Annotated in this window: 16 protein-coding genes and 1 pseudogene; 3 read left to right on the top strand and 14 right to left on the bottom strand. The window is 45.2% G+C overall.

Annotation, left to right across the window (positions count from 1 at the left end; genetic code table 11):
• Window positions 1-64: 64 nt before the first annotated feature.
• The 3 genes and pseudogenes from VQ00_RS19425 to VQ00_RS07455 all read right to left on the bottom strand — a co-directional run bounded on the left by VQ00_RS19425 (window position 65) and on the right by VQ00_RS07455 (window position 2,401).
• Window positions 65-1,009: pseudogene (locus tag VQ00_RS19425) on the bottom strand (sugar phosphate isomerase/epimerase family protein).
• A 2-nt stretch (window positions 1,010-1,011) separates the two neighbouring features.
• Complete coding sequence (locus VQ00_RS07450; RefSeq protein ID WP_046179528.1) at window positions 1,012-2,022, bottom strand: Gfo/Idh/MocA family protein; 1,011 nt, start codon at window positions 2,020-2,022, stop codon at window positions 1,012-1,014.
• Window positions 2,023-2,035: 13 nt separating this feature from the next.
• Window positions 2,036-2,401: a Gfo/Idh/MocA family oxidoreductase gene (locus VQ00_RS07455; protein ID WP_052728404.1), complete on the bottom strand. Its 366-nt coding sequence runs from the start codon at window positions 2,399-2,401 to the stop codon at window positions 2,036-2,038.
• A 79-nt stretch (window positions 2,402-2,480) separates the two neighbouring features.
• Here VQ00_RS07455 and VQ00_RS19510 point away from each other — a divergent pair, with 79 nt between their 5' ends.
• A complete protein-coding gene (locus VQ00_RS19510; protein WP_245618083.1) occupies window positions 2,481-3,218 on the top strand; it encodes a helix-turn-helix transcriptional regulator in 738 nt (245 codons plus the stop codon).
• A gap of 173 nt (window positions 3,219-3,391) precedes the next feature.
• Here the strand turns inward: VQ00_RS19510 and VQ00_RS07465 are convergent, their stop codons facing one another.
• From VQ00_RS07465 to VQ00_RS07485, 5 genes are all read right to left on the bottom strand, one after another.
• Window positions 3,392-4,684 (bottom strand): ABC transporter substrate-binding protein, encoded by a 1,293-nt coding sequence (locus VQ00_RS07465; RefSeq protein ID WP_046179530.1) that lies wholly within the window; start codon window positions 4,682-4,684, stop codon window positions 3,392-3,394.
• 15 nt (window positions 4,685-4,699) lie between these two features.
• Entirely contained in the window at window positions 4,700-6,376 is a 1,677-nt protein-coding gene (locus tag VQ00_RS07470; RefSeq protein ID WP_172645551.1) for an alpha-glucosidase, read from the bottom strand.
• 182 nt (window positions 6,377-6,558) lie between these two features.
• Window positions 6,559-7,551 carry a LacI family DNA-binding transcriptional regulator gene (locus tag VQ00_RS07475; protein ID WP_046179532.1) on the bottom strand — a complete coding sequence of 331 codons (993 nt, stop codon included), beginning with the start codon at window positions 7,549-7,551 and terminating at the stop codon, window positions 6,559-6,561.
• A 127-nt stretch (window positions 7,552-7,678) separates the two neighbouring features.
• Complete coding sequence (locus tag VQ00_RS07480) at window positions 7,679-8,050, bottom strand: hypothetical protein (protein WP_046179533.1); 372 nt, start codon at window positions 8,048-8,050, stop codon at window positions 7,679-7,681.
• 17 nt (window positions 8,051-8,067) lie between these two features.
• Window positions 8,068-8,838 carry an alpha/beta hydrolase gene (locus VQ00_RS07485; RefSeq protein ID WP_046179609.1) on the bottom strand — a complete coding sequence of 257 codons (771 nt, stop codon included), beginning with the start codon at window positions 8,836-8,838 and terminating at the stop codon, window positions 8,068-8,070.
• 193 nt (window positions 8,839-9,031) lie between these two features.
• Between VQ00_RS07485 and VQ00_RS07490 the strand changes: the two genes are divergently transcribed.
• Window positions 9,032-9,496 carry a DUF2243 domain-containing protein gene (locus VQ00_RS07490; RefSeq protein ID WP_046179534.1) on the top strand — a complete coding sequence of 155 codons (465 nt, stop codon included), beginning with the start codon at window positions 9,032-9,034 and terminating at the stop codon, window positions 9,494-9,496.
• Entirely contained in the window at window positions 9,486-10,268 is a 783-nt protein-coding gene (locus VQ00_RS07495) for a cytochrome c oxidase assembly protein (protein ID WP_046179535.1), read from the top strand. Before VQ00_RS07490 ends, VQ00_RS07495 begins: the two co-directional genes overlap by 11 nt.
• 212 nt (window positions 10,269-10,480) lie before the next feature.
• Here VQ00_RS07495 and VQ00_RS07500 read toward each other — a convergent pair whose 3' ends face one another.
• From VQ00_RS07500 to VQ00_RS07525, 6 genes are all read right to left on the bottom strand, one after another.
• Complete coding sequence (locus VQ00_RS07500) at window positions 10,481-12,895, bottom strand: heavy metal translocating P-type ATPase (RefSeq protein ID WP_046179536.1); 2,415 nt, start codon at window positions 12,893-12,895, stop codon at window positions 10,481-10,483.
• An 80-nt stretch (window positions 12,896-12,975) separates the two neighbouring features.
• Window positions 12,976-13,182: a copper chaperone CopZ gene (copZ, locus tag VQ00_RS07505; protein ID WP_046179537.1), complete on the bottom strand. Its 207-nt coding sequence runs from the start codon at window positions 13,180-13,182 to the stop codon at window positions 12,976-12,978.
• 17 nt (window positions 13,183-13,199) lie between these two features.
• Window positions 13,200-13,520: a metal-sensitive transcriptional regulator gene (locus VQ00_RS07510; RefSeq protein WP_046179538.1), complete on the bottom strand. Its 321-nt coding sequence runs from the start codon at window positions 13,518-13,520 to the stop codon at window positions 13,200-13,202.
• 60 nt (window positions 13,521-13,580) lie between these two features.
• Complete coding sequence (locus tag VQ00_RS07515) at window positions 13,581-13,793, bottom strand: hypothetical protein (protein ID WP_156154009.1); 213 nt, start codon at window positions 13,791-13,793, stop codon at window positions 13,581-13,583.
• Window positions 13,780-15,189: a sensor histidine kinase gene (locus VQ00_RS07520; RefSeq protein WP_046179540.1), complete on the bottom strand. Its 1,410-nt coding sequence runs from the start codon at window positions 15,187-15,189 to the stop codon at window positions 13,780-13,782. Before VQ00_RS07520 ends, VQ00_RS07515 begins: the two co-directional genes overlap by 14 nt.
• On the bottom strand, window positions 15,186-15,890 hold the full coding sequence (locus VQ00_RS07525) for a response regulator transcription factor (RefSeq protein WP_046179541.1): 705 nt from the start codon (window positions 15,888-15,890) through the stop codon (window positions 15,186-15,188). Before VQ00_RS07525 ends, VQ00_RS07520 begins: the two co-directional genes overlap by 4 nt.
• Window positions 15,891-15,963: the final 73 nt, after the last annotated feature.

Genomic DNA, 15,963 nt, shown 5'->3' on the forward strand with positions numbered 1-15,963 from the left:
AGAATGTCTACTATTTTGATTTTTAAAAAATCCGCAGCTTAGTAAGCTGCGGACATCATTTCTTTTATTCAAAATCTCTCGGTATCGTTTCTTTTAATAACTGTGTTGATTTCCGAACCGCTGTTAAAGCCGGCATGGCGGCGTCTTCGTTCTCAAGGCTGATCGGCCCGTCGTAGCCGAGCATGTTGACGACAGCGAAAAATTCGCTCCACCAGTGGCGTTCATGTCCGTAACCAAGCGCGACGAAGTTCCATGAGCGCTCCGCAAAACGGTCGGTCATTTTCGTATCGAGCACACCGTCGATGCCGGCGAGGCCGCGCTCGATGCGGACGTCTTTCGCGTGAATATGATAGATGGCGTCGCCGAGTTCTCTTGCGGCTAAAATCGGATCGCCGCCCATCCAAAACAAGTGACTTGTGTCGAAATTGGCGCCGATTACTTTGCCAACCGTATTTCGTAATCTGTGCAGTGTCGACGGGTTGTATATGAGCTGGCTGCCGTGATTTTCAAGGGCAATTTGATCAATGCCATGTTCATTCGCTCTCTTTACGGTCTGCTCCCAATATGGAAAAGCCACCTCATTCCACTGACAATTCAGCATCTCTGTGTTAATTGGCGGCTAGCTGGTTGTAATCCAGTTAGGTGATGTGTCGTTTGGATTTCCTCCAGGCAGGCCGGACATCATAATGATTTTTTTGACATTCAGCTGTTCCGCCAGCTTGAGTGTTTTTTCCACAACAAGCTGATGGGCTTTCCCTTCTTCATTTGGCGCGAGCTGGCTGCCGGAGCAATTTAATGCTTCCAGCTGAAGCCCGGCTTTTTCCATCGTTTCTATAAATTCATTTCGCTTTTTTTCGCCTTCCAGCAGCGCGTCCAAGTCCAAATGCGGCGCGGTAGACCAGTTGCCGGTCGCGATTTCCACTGATTCATAGCCGAGCGATTTCGATGTGTGCAGCATCTCTTCAAATGGCAAAGCACCAAGCGAATCCGTCATTAAACATAAACGCATCGTCAGCCCTCCAAACGCGCAACGTCGACGAATGTTTTTTGTTTGACGGATTCAAAGCAGGCGTCAAGAACATTCATATTATGAATTGTATTTTCCATCACGCTCTCCCGCTGCTGTCCTTCCAGTACCCACTGAGAGAAAGACTCTACTTCAAGCGTGTATTGATGCCCGTAAAGATGCTCGGTCCGGTAGTCGCCTGATTCATTTGTGACAATTACATGCCCTTCGCCATTAAACATATGTGGTATATACGCACGCGGTACACGGATCGTCCCTTTTGTTCCGATTAATTCATATTCCCCGGTGCGTGTCCGGTTCATCGCCGTATCAAAGACAGCGGTCATACCGTTGTCAAACTCAAGAATTCCGGCCGCTGAAAGATCCACTTGATTGTTTGCATCGTTTTGAGTGGAGACAAACACGCGAGCAGGCTCGGCTCCAAGCAGATTTCGGATCGAATGAACACAGTAACAGCCAACGTCATACAAAGCACCGCCGCCGAGCGCTTGATTCATCCGAATGTTCTCTCCTTGATCACCAAGAAAAAAGGATAGGCTGACGCGCATTGACTTTACTTCGCCAATTTCACCGGAAGCGACAATCTCTTTTACCCGCTGGTGCTGCGGATGGAACTGATACATAAACGCTTCTAAAAACATCACATTATTCTCTTTGCACACATCAATCATTTCTTTTGCTTCTGCCGCTGTTAAAGCACCTGGCTTCTCACAAAAAACGCGCTTGCCTTTTTGTGCCGCTTTTTTCACCCATTCGGCGTGAAGCGCGTTTGGAAGCGGGATGTAGACCGCGTCAATGTCCGGATCATCGAGCAGCTCTTCATATGTGCTATACACGACCGGAATGTTAAATTTCTCTGCAATGCCGCTTACTTTCGGATTTGCGCTTGCGATCGCCGTCACATTTGCATTTTTTGCGTGTTTAAATGCCGGAAGCAATTCCTCCTGCGCAATTTGCGCCGTGCTTAAGATTCCCCAGCGAACGATTTTTGTCATCTAAAACACTCCTTTATTTTTGCACCAATGACGTGCCGTCTACTTGAAAAGCCTGACCGATTTTAAACGATTCTGTCGCGGCAATGGCCGTTGCGAGCGCTGCTTTACCATCTTCTTCACTGCAAGCGGATGGACTTCTCTGCTGGATGGAATTGATAAATTGAATAATTTCCGCCTTATACGACTCTACCATCGACGGCGGGAAATTTGGTCCGAGTTCATGTCTTCCGGAAGCGTTTAAAAGCAGCGCTTCACGTGAGCGGATCGATGGAATTTGAATCGCGCCTTCTGTTCCGATAATTTCACAGCCGATATCAAACCCATATGGGGAAGTCCGGCTGGATTCGATGTCTCCCGTCGCACCTGAATCAAATTCCATATACGTGATCGCCTGATCCGCATCGCCGTATTCATTTTTTGAATTTATTTATTGTGTTTCGGGAGAAATAGAGCAATGGATCAATGGCACAGCTTACATGTTAAAGCCGGGTGATTCGGTCATTGTAAAGCCGGATTTGTTTCATTCATCCTTCTCCTATCAAGATACGGAATATCTGGTTTTTCATTTTGAAGTAGAGATGAAGGAAATTCATTCCGTGTTTCAATTGGCAAAAGAACCTGTGATTCGATGTGAAGAACAAGACGCGATTGCCCACTGGGTGTCTGATTTCATCGCTTTCTTCAGCATACATCCGCAAAAAAAGAACCCTGACCTCGTGCAGGAAGATTATTTGAAAAACATGCATTCAGCAGTTAATACGCTCCGCCTGCACTCAAAAGTAATTGAGCTGATCAGCATCCTGGCCGAGCATTTTCTGTCTCACGGACGGCTCAACGAAACGGAGGTGGCACCTTCCCAAATGAAAGCCGCACATGAAGCAGCACATTGGCTGGAACAGCATGTAACAAGCATTGTAAAAATTGCCGATTTGGCAAAAGTATTAAATTTTCACCGGTCGTATTTGTCCCAATGCTTTAAAAAAACATATGGCATGTCTCCATCTGATTATCTAATTCGGATTCGCATTCGTGAAGCTCGACAGCTTTTATTAGAAACCGACCTGTCCATTGAAAGCATCAGCCAGCACTTGTCCTTTTCGTCAACCGGCCACTTCAGCCGGACATTTCGTACCATCATGAACACGTCTCCACTGCAGTTTCGGAAAAATAAGAAAGTGCATTATCAAATAAATTAGCATGCATTGTTTTAGCGCGATTTGGTAAAAGCTCGGCACAATAACTTATCTCTATGGCGTGATTCCACTGATACGGCGCTATAACCACTCGTTATCACGCCGTATTTCCGAGAAATGCACCGAAACAAAAAATCCCCGAAGTCAAAAGACTCCGGGATACTTCTCTCTCACTCTTATTGACGCGCTTTCGCCCATTCACTTTGCATATTTTTCACTACTTCATCCCATGTAGCTTCTTCTGCAAAATATTTCTGAATTTCAGCGCCAAGCTGATCACTCCAGCCGACAGGGTAGTTCGGGAATACCCAAGCAGAAGTGTTTCCATCTTGCGAGTATTGATAAATTTCTTTTGAAAGCGGATCGGCAATGCCTTCTGCGTCATAGCCTTCGTAAGCCGGAATAAATTTAAACTCGGACAGAACCGTTTCTTTTCCCACATCCGATGTGTACATCCAATCAATAAAGTCTTTTGCAGCTTGCTGCTGTTCTTCTTCTGATTTTTTATTCACAACATAATAGCTTGGTACGCCGACCGGCATTTTCGTTTCTCCATTCACCGGAATCGGCATAATGCCCATACCTGATTCCGCAAGTTCAGGATCCATGCCTTCAACAGTTGGATAAATCCAGTTGCCCTGCTGAATGATCGCCACGCGGCCAGTTGAAAATAGTTCTTCTACCTGCTGGGAGTAATCAAGGTTATTAACCGGCTGGACCGAATATTGATTTTGCAGGTCTAAATATTGTTTGAACTCGTCACCATGCCCGAACGGCACTTCTTTTGCTTCGTATGCCTTAAACGGGTCATTGTTAAAATCCGGTGCGAGAAACACATTGGAACCATGGTTGCCCGGTACCCATTTTTCTTTCGCCGCTAACGCAAACACTGCATCAAGACCCAGATCCTCTTTTTTACTGTCAATTTTTTTTGCTGCTTTTGCTAAATCATCCATTGTTTTAATAGAAGCTGCGTCTACGCCTGCTTCTTCAAATACGTTTTTATTATAAATGAGCCCGTAGCCTTCCAAGTTGACCGGCATCCCGAGTACTTCGCCGTCGCGCGTAACGCCGTCAAGCGTTCCGTCAAGTGCCAGACCAGCCGCTTCCGTATCATTCAAGTCCGTTAAACGGTCGCGGTATTGGTCAATGTCCACTTGTCCCGCTATCGTGTAAATCGTCGGCTCATCTCCTGAAGCAAATTTGGCTTTCAGTGTCCCTGCGTAGTCACTTCCGCCACCGACCGTTTCTACGTTAATATTCACATCAGGATTTTCTTCTTCATATGCCGCTGCCAATTCTTCAAATTGCGTTTTAAATTCTACTTTTCCTTGATACACATTTACGGTAATCTGATCTGTGTTCGCTGCATCATCTGATGAGCTTCCTTGATCAGTATTGCTCGTTGAACAGCCAGTGAGACCTAACAATAAAGCAGATGACAGCATGAATGTCTTTTTATTAAACATATAAATTCCCCCTTTTTAGTTAAGCAGTTCAAGCACAGCACATTCGTATGGCTTCAAGGCATCGAATTTTTCTGTAACTGAATCGTTCGTTAAGATGACGTTTTTCACTCCAAATGGAAGATCAATTTTTACATTCTTGTTTTTAAAATTGGCGATAACCGCTATGGATTTTGTTTCATCACGCCGGATGTACGCTATCGCGTCCGGATGATTCTCGAGTACTTCCTCATACTGCCCATATGTTAAAACATCGGCGTAGTCACTGTTTTTCCGGAGGTGGATGAGTTGCTGGTAGTAAGAAAAGACGGATTCCGGGTCGTTTCGGTGCTCTGCATTGACCACTGAATAATTGTCGTTAACAGCCAGCCAGGGCTTTTCTTTAGAAAATCCCGCATTTTCGGTATCATTCCACTGCATTGGCGTCCGCGCGTTGTCGCGGCTCCTATTTCCCACAGCTGTCAATGCATCCGCTTCCGAAAATCCTTCTTTTAAAGCGGAATGATATTGGTCAATGGACGCAAGGTCGTTAAATGATTCAACCGATGCAAATGCCGTGTTCGTCATCCCAAGCTCCTGCCCTTGATAAATAAATGGTGTTCCTTTTAACAAGAAATAAACGGTCGCCAGCATTTTTGCCGACACCGGCCCAATCCCATCCGGTTCGATAAACTTGCTGAGGGAACGCGGCTGATCATGGTTTTCTAAATAAAGTGCGCCCCATCCTTGCCGATTAAAAATCTTTTGGCTATTCGAAATGGCTTTTTTGAAATCACTTAATTCCCACTTTTTCGGCTTGAACCACAGTCCATCTTTTCCTAAATCAAGGTCCACATGATCGAATTCAAACAGCATGCTGAAATATCCGTCTTCCCCGACATAAGAAGATAATTGCTCAAGCGTTACACCAGGTGCTTCTGCCACCGTTAACAAATCATATGGGCGAAAGGATTGATTGCTTAACTCTGTTAAAAATGTCTGGACACCTTTCTGGTTTGCTTTCACGACACCCACTTCATGCCCGGCCGCATCAAACACTTTCTTGATAAATGTAATGGCGTCCACTCTAAAGCCGGCAATGCCTTTTTCTATCCACCAGTGAATCATGTCATAGACCGCCTGGCGAAGCTGTGGATTCTCCCAGTTTAAATCCGGCTGTTTTTTCGAAAACGTATGCATGTAATATTGATCTGTCACCGGTTCATATTCCCAGCAGGAGCCGCCGAAAACGGACTGCCATTGATTCGGCGGACCGCCATTCTCATTTCTGTCCTTCCATATATACCAATCCCGCTGTGGATGAAGCTTATTCGTTCTTGATTCGGCAAACCACGGGTGCTCATCGGATGTGTGATTCACAACCAGATCCATAATCAGTTTCATGCCGCGTCTGTCTGCTTCTGCAATAAGCTGCTCCATGTCTTCCATCGTTCCGAATTCTTCCGCGATCCCTTGATAATCAGAAATATCATAGCCGTTATCATCCATAGGGGACGTGTAAACCGGACTCAGCCAGATCACATCAATGCCGATTTCCTGCAAGTAATCCAACTTTTGAATGACGCCCTGTAAATCGCCAATACCATCCTGGTTGGAATCATAAAAGCTTTTCGGATAAATTTGATACACAATTGATTTTTCCCACCAACTTCTTTTTGTGGTCGTAAAGGCTTCCGCTATCGGTTGTTGAGCCATATGCATTCTCCTTATTCCTCGCGTGTGGTATCGATTCCATAAAGGGTTAAAAAAATTAACGCAGGATTTTTTCTATAAAATGTAAAAAGTTAATAATTAAGATTTAACTCATTATAATTCATATATGGTATCGGTTTCAACCCTAATTTTAAAAAATTGTGAGAAATATATTTCTCACAATTTCAGGTAGACTGCCGCACAATGACTTCAATTGGCAATTCATAGTGGCATATTTCAGCGTTTTCATCGTGCAGCCTGTTAATAATAACCTCTGCTGCTTTTTCCCCCATTTGATCGACCGGCTGTCTGACAGTTGTCAGTTTTGGACTGATTAACTCCGCAAGAGGCTGGTCGTCAAATCCTATAATCGCTATATCCCCTGGGATGTCTATCCCTTGCTCATTCGCTTCTGCGATCATCCCCGCGGCAATCTCGTCGCTGCCAGTGAAGACAGCTGTCGGCCGGTCATCCATTTCAAGTACGTTTTTAAGCACATGCTTACCATCTTCAATGGTGTGGCGATCAACGAAAATCCAATTTGGATTTACCGTAATTCCTGCTTCTCCCATCGCTTTTTGATAGCCGCGGTTACGGTCCTTGTCTTTCCCTTCTTCCGCAAAGAGACCGCCTGTACAATACGCAATTTTCCGATGCCCTTTTTCAATCAAATGTTTTATACCCAAATACGTTCCTTTAAATTGGTCAAGTCTAACAATCGGCACTGTGGGCTCATTGATGTATTCATTGCACAGTACAATCGGTCCGTACTTTGTAAAGGGTTCTACTGCTTTCCAGTCATTTTCGATCGCTGTCATAATGATTCCATCCACTTGTTTCGTTTTCAGCAAATTTAAAAAAGATAATTCTTTTGTCCGGTCTTCATTACTTTGAAAAATCATGACCTGATAGCCGTTTTTATAAGCAGCCTGCTCAATCGCATCCACTAAATAAGCGAAAAAAGGGTTGATGATTTTCGGAACGACGACCCCGATCGTTGTCGTCAATTGTCCTCTCAGCCTTCTGGCGGCCGGATTTGGATAATAATCCAGCTCCTCCATCGCTTTTAGCACAAGCGTCCGTTTTTCTTCTGATACGTATGCGTGATTGTTGATGACGCGTGATACCGTCGTTTTTGATAAGCCCGATAATTTGGCTACATCCATAATCGTCGCCATTCTTTTCACCCCTTCTCTTTATAAGATGTGAAACTGATTTCATACATTGTAGCGTTTAATCAAATTTAAACGCAAGCTTATTACGAAAAAAACAGCCAGAATAAGCTCCTGGCTGTTTGTCATACGATTATTCCGGTTCCGCTTCCGTCCGAAGCGCTTTAAAAAATTCGAGAATGTAGCGGTAGCTGTTGCCGAAGTCACCGAGCATCCCGTCTTTTGAGCAGTACACGTCAATCGCAGAGCGCATAGGTGTCAGCTTATAAATGGTCACAACCATTCCATACGGTCCTTTCGTGAGCATGATCTCACCGCGCGCCACATCTTCATTCTCTACAATCCACCCGCCAAGCTTGCCGTCCTGCACTACTTTTTTAATATCGTTGATCAGCGATTCCCGGCTTTTTCGGTAATAGCGGGTTTTGAGTGCCGGCTCTTTCGGTTTTTCATTCGTTTCTTCATGCTTTCTCCAAATTCCGGTTATAATTCGTATCGTTGACATATTGCCTCCCAAAGAATTTATTTTTTTAATGGCAGCCAGTTGAGCACATCTTGAATCTTTCGGTCCCAATAGCCCCACTCGTGCTCTCCTGATTCAAATTGAGTCGTTAATTCATATGCCGTCTTTTCGCCTGCTTCCTTAAAACGGACGTTATCTTCATAAAGAAAGTCCTCTGTACCGCAGCATTGATACAGCATCGGCTTTTGTTCAGCTTGCTGGGATTTTTCTATTAATTTAAACAGATCATGCTCTGTGCCGGAAATGTCCTCATCGCCGAATACAAGCTGGAAAACGCGATCGCGATCCCCTGCGCTTACTCTGCTTACAATATCTACCGCGCCGGACAAACTCGCTGCCGCGCTAAATTGCTCCGGCCGGGACAGCGCCCATTTGAACGCACCGTATCCTCCCATTGAAAGCCCTGCCACAAAATTATCTTCCCGTGCATCAGACAACGGGAAAAACGACCGCGCTACTGCCGGCAATTCTTCCGTTAAAAAAGTCCAATACCGATTTCCGTATTTCATATCGGCATAAAAGCTATGGTGCATTTGCGGCATCACGACAGCGAGCCCTAGCGGCGCCACATACCGTTCGATCGATGTCCGGCGCGTCCAAATCGTATCATCATCACTTAATCCATGAAGCAAATAGAGCGTCTGATGCTTATCACCAGCTTTTTTATTTTGCATTCCAATTTGTGAGTTGGTTTGCTGTGGAAGAATAACAGTCATGGACGTGCTTAAATTTAATACCTCAGAATAAAATTGACATTGAATAAGGGCCATTTTCTCCATCCTTTTACTACCTCATAATATTTCAGAATATTTCTATTATATCATTCTCTATTCATCATCCGAAGAAATACGTTCATTTGCGGAAAAAAGAATTTTTTCTTCATATTGGAATGCAACTTTCGGCTTGTGGGTAAAACAAAAGCATGTTTATTTAACTCATGGAGGGTCGAAAGGGGCGTGTACAATGATTGATAAAAATCAAATTCACTATCCGGCGCGTAATTTATGGTCTGGCTTTTTGTTTGGGGTTGGTTTTGTTGCTTTTTTTGATGAAACGGTCTTTCACCAATTGCTTCATTGGCATCATTTCTATGACAAATCCACAACTAACGCTGGACTCGTCTCAGATGGATTCTTTCATGCGTTTAGCTGGTTTGCAACAGTGGGCGGATTGTTTTTATTCGCGGATCTTCGGCGTCGAAATGCCCTTTGGCTGAAAAGATGGTTTGGCGGTTTACTGCTTGGGGCCGGTTTGTTTCAGCTATATGACGGAATTATCCAGCACAAATTAATGCGGCTTCATCAAATTCGCTATGTGGAAAATGTTTTGCTTTATGACCTTATCTGGAATATTAGTGCGGTCCTCTTGATCACGATCGGAGCCTTCATTGTGATCCGCACAAGAAAAGGTGATTCATATGAGCATTGACCATCAGACACATTCAGTTGCTGGAGATGCATCTTCGCTTTTATTAACAGCGCCTTTTTGGTTCGGATTGATTTTATATATTTGGGCTGCCGTTCGTTTCAGCCATCTTCATAAAGTATGGCCCATTTATCGTTCGGTTCTTTGGACAGCTGGTATTGCGTGCGCATTAATAGCAGTCGCCGGGCCTTTAGCTGAAAAAGCACACACTGATTTTACTGCTCATATGGCCGGCCACCTGCTGCTCGGTATGCTGGCACCGCTTTTAATGGTAGTGGCGGCGCCAATCACCCTCCTTTTACGGACCATTCCTGTCCGGCAGGCGCGGCTCCTCACACGTCTTTTAAAAAGCCGTCCAACCCGATTCTTGACTGATCCGGTTACTGCCTCTATCTTAAATGTCGGCGGACTATGGATTCTCTATACAACCAGTTTGTATACACTAATGCATGAAAGCCAACTATTTCATTTTCTTATTCATGTACACGTATTTTTAGCCGGTTACTTGTTTACCGCTTCAATTATGTATATCGATCCGGTCTCTCACCGCAGAAGTTTTCTTTACCGGACTATTGTGCTCGTTTTCACGCTGGCCGGACATGGCATTTTATCGAAATACCTTTACGTCCATCCGCCTGCAGGGGTGCCCGCCGTCCAAGCAGAAGCGGGCAGTATGCTTATGTATTATGGCGGGGATGCCATTGATCTTGTACTTATTGTTGTCTTTTGTTTTCAATGGTATAAGGCCGCCCGTCCAAGGACTGCCCTTGCTTAAGCACTCATCCGGCAATCCATCAGTAATTTACCGATAAATATGTTTATAAAAAAGAGCCTCAAACAGACAAACGGACCTGCGATGGCGCAATAACACATGTATCGCGCCATCTATTTCGGGAAATGAGCCGAAATTCTAGAAGATTACGCCGTTCTCATCAAAAAGGGTGTCCCGAAAGTCTGCAGAGCTGACTTTCGGGACACCCTTTTTCCTTATAACTTCACTTTTTGAAGCCGCAGTGCATTTAACACAACCGACACAGAGCTGAACGCCATTGCCGCTCCGGCAAGCCATGGAGCGAGGAATCCAAGTGCCGCGATCGGAATGCCGAGCGTGTTATAGCCGAACGCCCAAAACAAGTTTTGCTTCACGTTGCGGATCGTAATTTTGCTCATGTAAATCGCGTCGGCAATGCTGTTCAAGTCGCCGCGGATCAAGGTGATGTCCGCTGCCTCCATGGCAACGTCTGTTCCCGTGCCGATTGCCATACCGATATCAGCTGTCGCGAGTGCAGGCGCGTCGTTAATGCCATCACCGACCATAGCAACATGTTTGCCTTGTTCCTGCAGCTTTTTCACTTCATCTGCTTTTCCTTCAGGCAGCACTTCCGCAATGACGTGATCAATGCCGACCTGGCGGGCAATTGCCTGAGCAGTCTGTTCGTTATCGCCGGTCATCATGCTTACATGAAGACCCATGTCTTTCAAGCGGCGGACAGCTTCTTTTGACGTATCTTTCACTGTATCCGCTACCGCGACAATACCGGCGTACTGGCCGTCAATCGCCACCAGCATTGCGGTTTTCCCTTCTTTTTCAAACTCGTTCATTTGATTTTCCGCGCTAAGAATATCAATGCGCCATTCATTCATGAGCTTGCGTGTTCCCACCAGCACTTCTTTGCCTTCAACGACGGATTGAATGCCAAAGCCCGGAATCGCTTCGAATTGTTCGCTCTTTTTTAGCGTAATGCCCTTTTTCTGAATGCCCGTTACGATCGCTTCGGCAAGCGGGTGCTCAGACTGCTTTTCGGCCGCTCCGGTTAAAGCAAGAAGTTCTGCTTCCTCTATTTCGTTTGTAATCACATTTGTTAAAACCGGGGTGCCGTTTGTGACGGTACCTGTTTTATCAAGAATGATCGTATCCACTTTATGCGCCGTTTCTAAATGCTCGCCGCCTTTAAACAAAATGCCATATTCCGCCGCGCGTCCAGACCCTGCCATAATGGACGTTGGTGTTGCAAGTCCGAGCGCACACGGGCAGGCGATCACAAGAACCGCAATCATTTTTTCCAGTGCTTCGGCGAAATTACCCGGTTCGACGAGCAGGAACCAAACGAGAAATGTAACGAATGCGATACCGACGACAATTGGCACAAAAATGCCGGAAATTTGATCAGCAAGCCGCTGAATTGGCGCTTTCGATCCTTGTGCCTCTTCCACTGTTTTAATAATTTGCGCCAATGCTGTATCCCGGCCGACTTTTGTTGCTTCCATTTTCAAAAATCCATTTTTATTGATCGTAGCACCGATAACATCATCGCCATACTTTTTATCAATAGGAATACTTTCACCTGTCAGCATCGATTCATCCACTGCGGACTGCCCTTCGATGACACGGCCGTCGACAGGGATTTTTTCACCAGGCCGGACATGAACTATGTCACCTTCTAAAACCTGCTCAAGCGGCACTTCGATTTCTATGCCATCCCGCTCAACGATGGCTGTTTTGGCCTGCAAGCCCATCAATTTTTTAATCGCTTCCGACGACCGGCCTTTCGCTTTTGCTTCAAACAATTTCCCCAACAAAATAAGCGTAATCAAAATCGCACTCGTTTCATAATAAAGCTCAGGCGCATGACCGCTATGGCCAATTGACTGAAACGATAAGTACAAGCTGTAAAAGTAAGCGGCAGATGTGCCGAGCGCCACAAGCACGTCCATATTGGCGCTTTTATTTTTTAATGCTTTATATGCCCCGATATAAAACTGGCTGCCGATGATAAACTGAACCGGCGTCGCCAGCACCAGCTGCATCCACGGATTCATGAAGAGATCCGGTACGTACAGGCCGGACGTAAACTCAAAGTGTCCGGCCATCGCCCATAAAAGCGGCAGGGACAAAAGAGCAGAAATCGTAAACTTTGTCGTCTGCTTTTTAATTTCTATTTGCCGGTAATCAACGGATTCTTTGTCCCTGTCTTCTTTTAACAGCGCACCGTAGCCGAGCGAATCTACTTTCTTCATAATATCGACCGCCGATAAAACAGAAGAGTTGTATTCGACTGTCGCGCGTTCCAATGCAAGATTAACGTTGGCATTCGTCACGCCATCAAGCTTGTTTAATCCTTTTTCAATCCGCGTTGCGCACGCGGCACACGTCATGCCGGTAATCGAGAATTCATCTTTTTCCACCACGACGTCGTAGCCAAGATCGCTTATTTTCTTCTGTAAATCCGCTTCGCTTATTTTGGATGGATCATACGTAACGTTTGATTTTTCAAGCGCCAAATTGACCATTGCCTGCTCCACACCATTGAGCTTATTAAGCCCCTTTTCAATCCGGGTCGCACAAGCCGCGCATGTCATGCCGGAAATTTGCATATTTGTTTCTTTTGTTTGGGTACTCATATTAACCTCTCCCATACCCATATAGGGTATAAAATTGTTCGAAAAGAACGTGCTGATATCGATCAGCACGCTTTTGTTTTTTACACAACATCGTATCCTTGGTCATCAATCGTTTCTTTAATTTGATCGAGTGTTACTTTTGAGGCGTCGTATTGAACATCTACTTTATTTTCGTCCAGATGAACGCTCACAGACTGAACTCCATCCAGTTTGCCGACGCTTCCTTCTACCGCTTTTACACAATGTCCGCATGACATGCCCTGCACATTTAATATCGTTTGTTCCATTCCAATCGTTCCCTTCATTATTTTTTCATTAATCGCTGAATCGTCACAAGCAGTTCATCGATGATTTCTTCATCGCCTTCTTGAATGCGTTCGACGACACAGCTTTTCAAATGGCCTTCAAGCAATAGTTTCGCCACGCTGTTTAGTGCTGATTGTGTGGCGGAAATTTGCGTAATAATATCGTCACAGTAAACGTCTTTTTCAATTAATCCTTTAATGCCGCGGATTTGCCCTTCCACCCGGTTCAGCCGAGTCACCAAGTTTTTCTTCGTTGCCTCAGAATGATGGCTTTTCCGGTCAGACAGAGAACCGCAAGCGTAAAGGTCCATTTCTTCCATCCCATCCGCCTCCTTAACAACAATTTACTATACCCCCCTATCGTATGTAAAGCATTTTGCTTACGTCTCTATTCCTTTTTCGTTTTTTTCGAAAATCGCTTGAACAAAAAGGCCGGCATCACCGGTACAATCAAAAACAAACAAATACAGAGAAGCGATTCCATTCGATAATGCCCAAGATAACGGGTATGAAAAGCGGTGCTGGATAACGTCATACAGCCGATGCCCAGTAAAATAAAAAATGCGGGAAGCATCTTTTTCATTTTTCTTCACCTGCATTCCGTTCCAATGGAAAAGATAAAATAAATTCCGTTCCTTTCCCTATTTCACTTTCGACTTGAATATCCCCATTTAATCGCTCAACAAGATCTTTCACAATCGCAAGCCCAAGCCCTGTCCCTCCGGATGCGCGGGAACGGGATTTTTCCACCCGGTAAAACCGTTCAAAAATAAAAGGCATATCTTCTTCTTGAATCCCCATTCCTTCGTCCTTCACGAAAAGAATAAATCGGCTCTTTTTGGTACGCGTGTAGATGTGAATATTTGTTTCCACTTCACTGTACCGGATCGCATTTTCAACGATATTCAAAACGGCCTGTTCAAGCCGGATCGGATCAATGTGGAGCTTCAATAACTCACTGGAAGTGTCTAAAATAACATCGATCTTTTTTTCTGATGCCTTCAGTCTGGCTTTGGCGATAGCGCTTTTCAATACATCATCCACTTCAACCCATTCCGGATGCAGATCCAATTTTCCTTCTTCCATTTTGGCCAGCTCAAACAAATCATTAATCAGTGCTGTCAGTCGTTTTGACTCGTCTTCAATAATGGCCGCATACTGCTGTTTTTCCGCTTCGTTTTCTATCATGCCTTTTCTGAGCACTTCCGAATACCCTTTAATATACGAAATTGGTGTCCGCAGTTCATGTGAAATGTTGGCGAAAAACTCACTTCGGCTCGTCCTGTATTGCTTCAGCTCTCGTCCAAGGTCATTAATGGCAACAGCCAATGTGCCCACTTCATCTCTTGTCGTAACAGGCAGCACCGTCGATAATTTTCCGCGCGCCATGTCGCGTGCCGCTTTTTCCATTTGCAAAAGCGGTGAGGCCAGACGCCGCGAAATAAAATACGTGAAACCCACAGCGATCAACAGCGCGCCGACAGCAGAGACGAACAGCCATTTTCTGACTTCCTTAATCGATTGCTGCACACCGTCCATATTGGATGCAACAACCAGGCCGCCGTTCACTTCACCATCTATAACAATTGGTTTCCCGGCTAAAAAAAGCGGCTGTGCGGACGATGTATACTCAAGCCCGACAGACCGGTTTTGTGCGATCGGAGCAAATAATTCGGTCATGACACGGCTTCCTTCTTGAAAGGAGGCGCCTGCAGTTGAACGCAAAATGACCCCTTCTTTGTTAAAAATGAGGAAATCAGCATTGATTAAATCGGACAGCATATCAAACATATGGTACGAATTCACATCTTCCACGTCCGTAATCATTGCTGAATACTGGCCGGCAAAATATTCGGTCTGCTTTTGCTGCTGATTTGTGTAAAACGACGTAAATAGTTGATCAATCGTATACATAAGCGGAAGCAATACGACCAGAAACAGCACGATAATACTGCCCCCGAGCTTGACTGTAATACTGTTCCATTTCATGATGGCTGCCCCGGTTCTTGAAATTTATAGCCGACGCCCCATACGGTTTGAATCGGATCATATCGTGTGCCGGCCTCGCGAATTTTGGTCCGGATGTTTTTTACATGGCTGTCTACCGTCCGCGTATCACGGCGGTCCGCAAATCCCCACAAGCGGTCCAGCAGCATATCACGTGTAAATACGCGTTTCGGACTGAGGGCGAGCGTTTCAATAAATTCGTACTCTTTTGGCGTTAAATCCAGCTTTTCTCCATTTATGAATACTTCATAGCTTTGCCGGTTGATCGTAAAAAAACCATTGCCAAATGTAACCGGGCTGTCCTCTGAAAGCGGCGTTTGCACATCAGAGCGTCGAAGCAGGGCTTTCACTCTCGCCAACAGCTCTTCCGGATCAAAGGGCTTCACTAAATAATCATCCGCCCCGATTTCCAGTCCCCGTACTTTATCCTTCACTTCATTTCTCGCCGTCAGCATTAAAATCGGCATTGCATGGCGCTCTCTAATCACCCGGCACGTTTCCCAGCCGTCCATGTCCGGCATCATGACATCAAGCAAAATCAAGTCAACCGTCCGTTTTTGAATAACTAAAACGGCTTCTTTTCCGCTGGCACACTCTGTTACGTCGTACTCTTTTTTTAAGTGAATCGCAAGCAGGTTTCTCATTTCCCATTCATCATCGACAATCAAAATCGATTTTTTCATCTGTCCATACCCCTTATCGTGTACCGGTTACTACAAGTGTAGTACGATTCAAGCCTGCCTGCATAATCAGGTG

This window comes from Domibacillus tundrae, assembly GCF_000970675.1.
GTDB classification, from domain to species: Bacteria; Bacillota; Bacilli; order Bacillales; family Domibacillaceae; genus Domibacillus; species Domibacillus tundrae.

Bases quoted from the DNA above. Each gene is read 5' to 3' on its own strand.
- VQ00_RS07450 (WP_046179528.1), bottom strand. From the start codon at position 2,022: ATGACAAAAATCGTTCGCTGGGGAATCTTAAGCACGGCGCAAATTGCG.
- VQ00_RS07455 (WP_052728404.1), bottom strand. From the start codon at position 2,401: ATGGAATTTGATTCAGGTGCGACGGGAGACATCGAATCCAGCCGGACT.
- VQ00_RS07465 (WP_046179530.1), bottom strand. From the start codon at position 4,684: ATGTTTAATAAAAAGACATTCATGCTGTCATCTGCTTTATTGTTAGGT.
- VQ00_RS07470 (WP_172645551.1), bottom strand. From the start codon at position 6,376: ATGGCTCAACAACCGATAGCGGAAGCCTTTACGACCACAAAAAGAAGT.
- VQ00_RS07475 (WP_046179532.1), bottom strand. From the start codon at position 7,551: ATGGCGACGATTATGGATGTAGCCAAATTATCGGGCTTATCAAAAACG.
- VQ00_RS07480 (WP_046179533.1), bottom strand. From the start codon at position 8,050: ATGTCAACGATACGAATTATAACCGGAATTTGGAGAAAGCATGAAGAA.
- VQ00_RS07485 (WP_046179609.1), bottom strand. From the start codon at position 8,838: ATGGCCCTTATTCAATGTCAATTTTATTCTGAGGTATTAAATTTAAGC.
- VQ00_RS07490 (WP_046179534.1), top strand. From the start codon at position 9,032: ATGATTGATAAAAATCAAATTCACTATCCGGCGCGTAATTTATGGTCT.
- VQ00_RS07495 (WP_046179535.1), top strand. From the start codon at position 9,486: ATGAGCATTGACCATCAGACACATTCAGTTGCTGGAGATGCATCTTCG.
- VQ00_RS07500 (WP_046179536.1), bottom strand. From the start codon at position 12,895: ATGAGTACCCAAACAAAAGAAACAAATATGCAAATTTCCGGCATGACA.
- copZ (WP_046179537.1), bottom strand. From the start codon at position 13,182: ATGGAACAAACGATATTAAATGTGCAGGGCATGTCATGCGGACATTGT.
- VQ00_RS07510 (WP_046179538.1), bottom strand. From the start codon at position 13,520: ATGGAAGAAATGGACCTTTACGCTTGCGGTTCTCTGTCTGACCGGAAA.
- VQ00_RS07520 (WP_046179540.1), bottom strand. From the start codon at position 15,189: ATGAAATGGAACAGTATTACAGTCAAGCTCGGGGGCAGTATTATCGTG.
- VQ00_RS07525 (WP_046179541.1), bottom strand. From the start codon at position 15,890: ATGAAAAAATCGATTTTGATTGTCGATGATGAATGGGAAATGAGAAAC.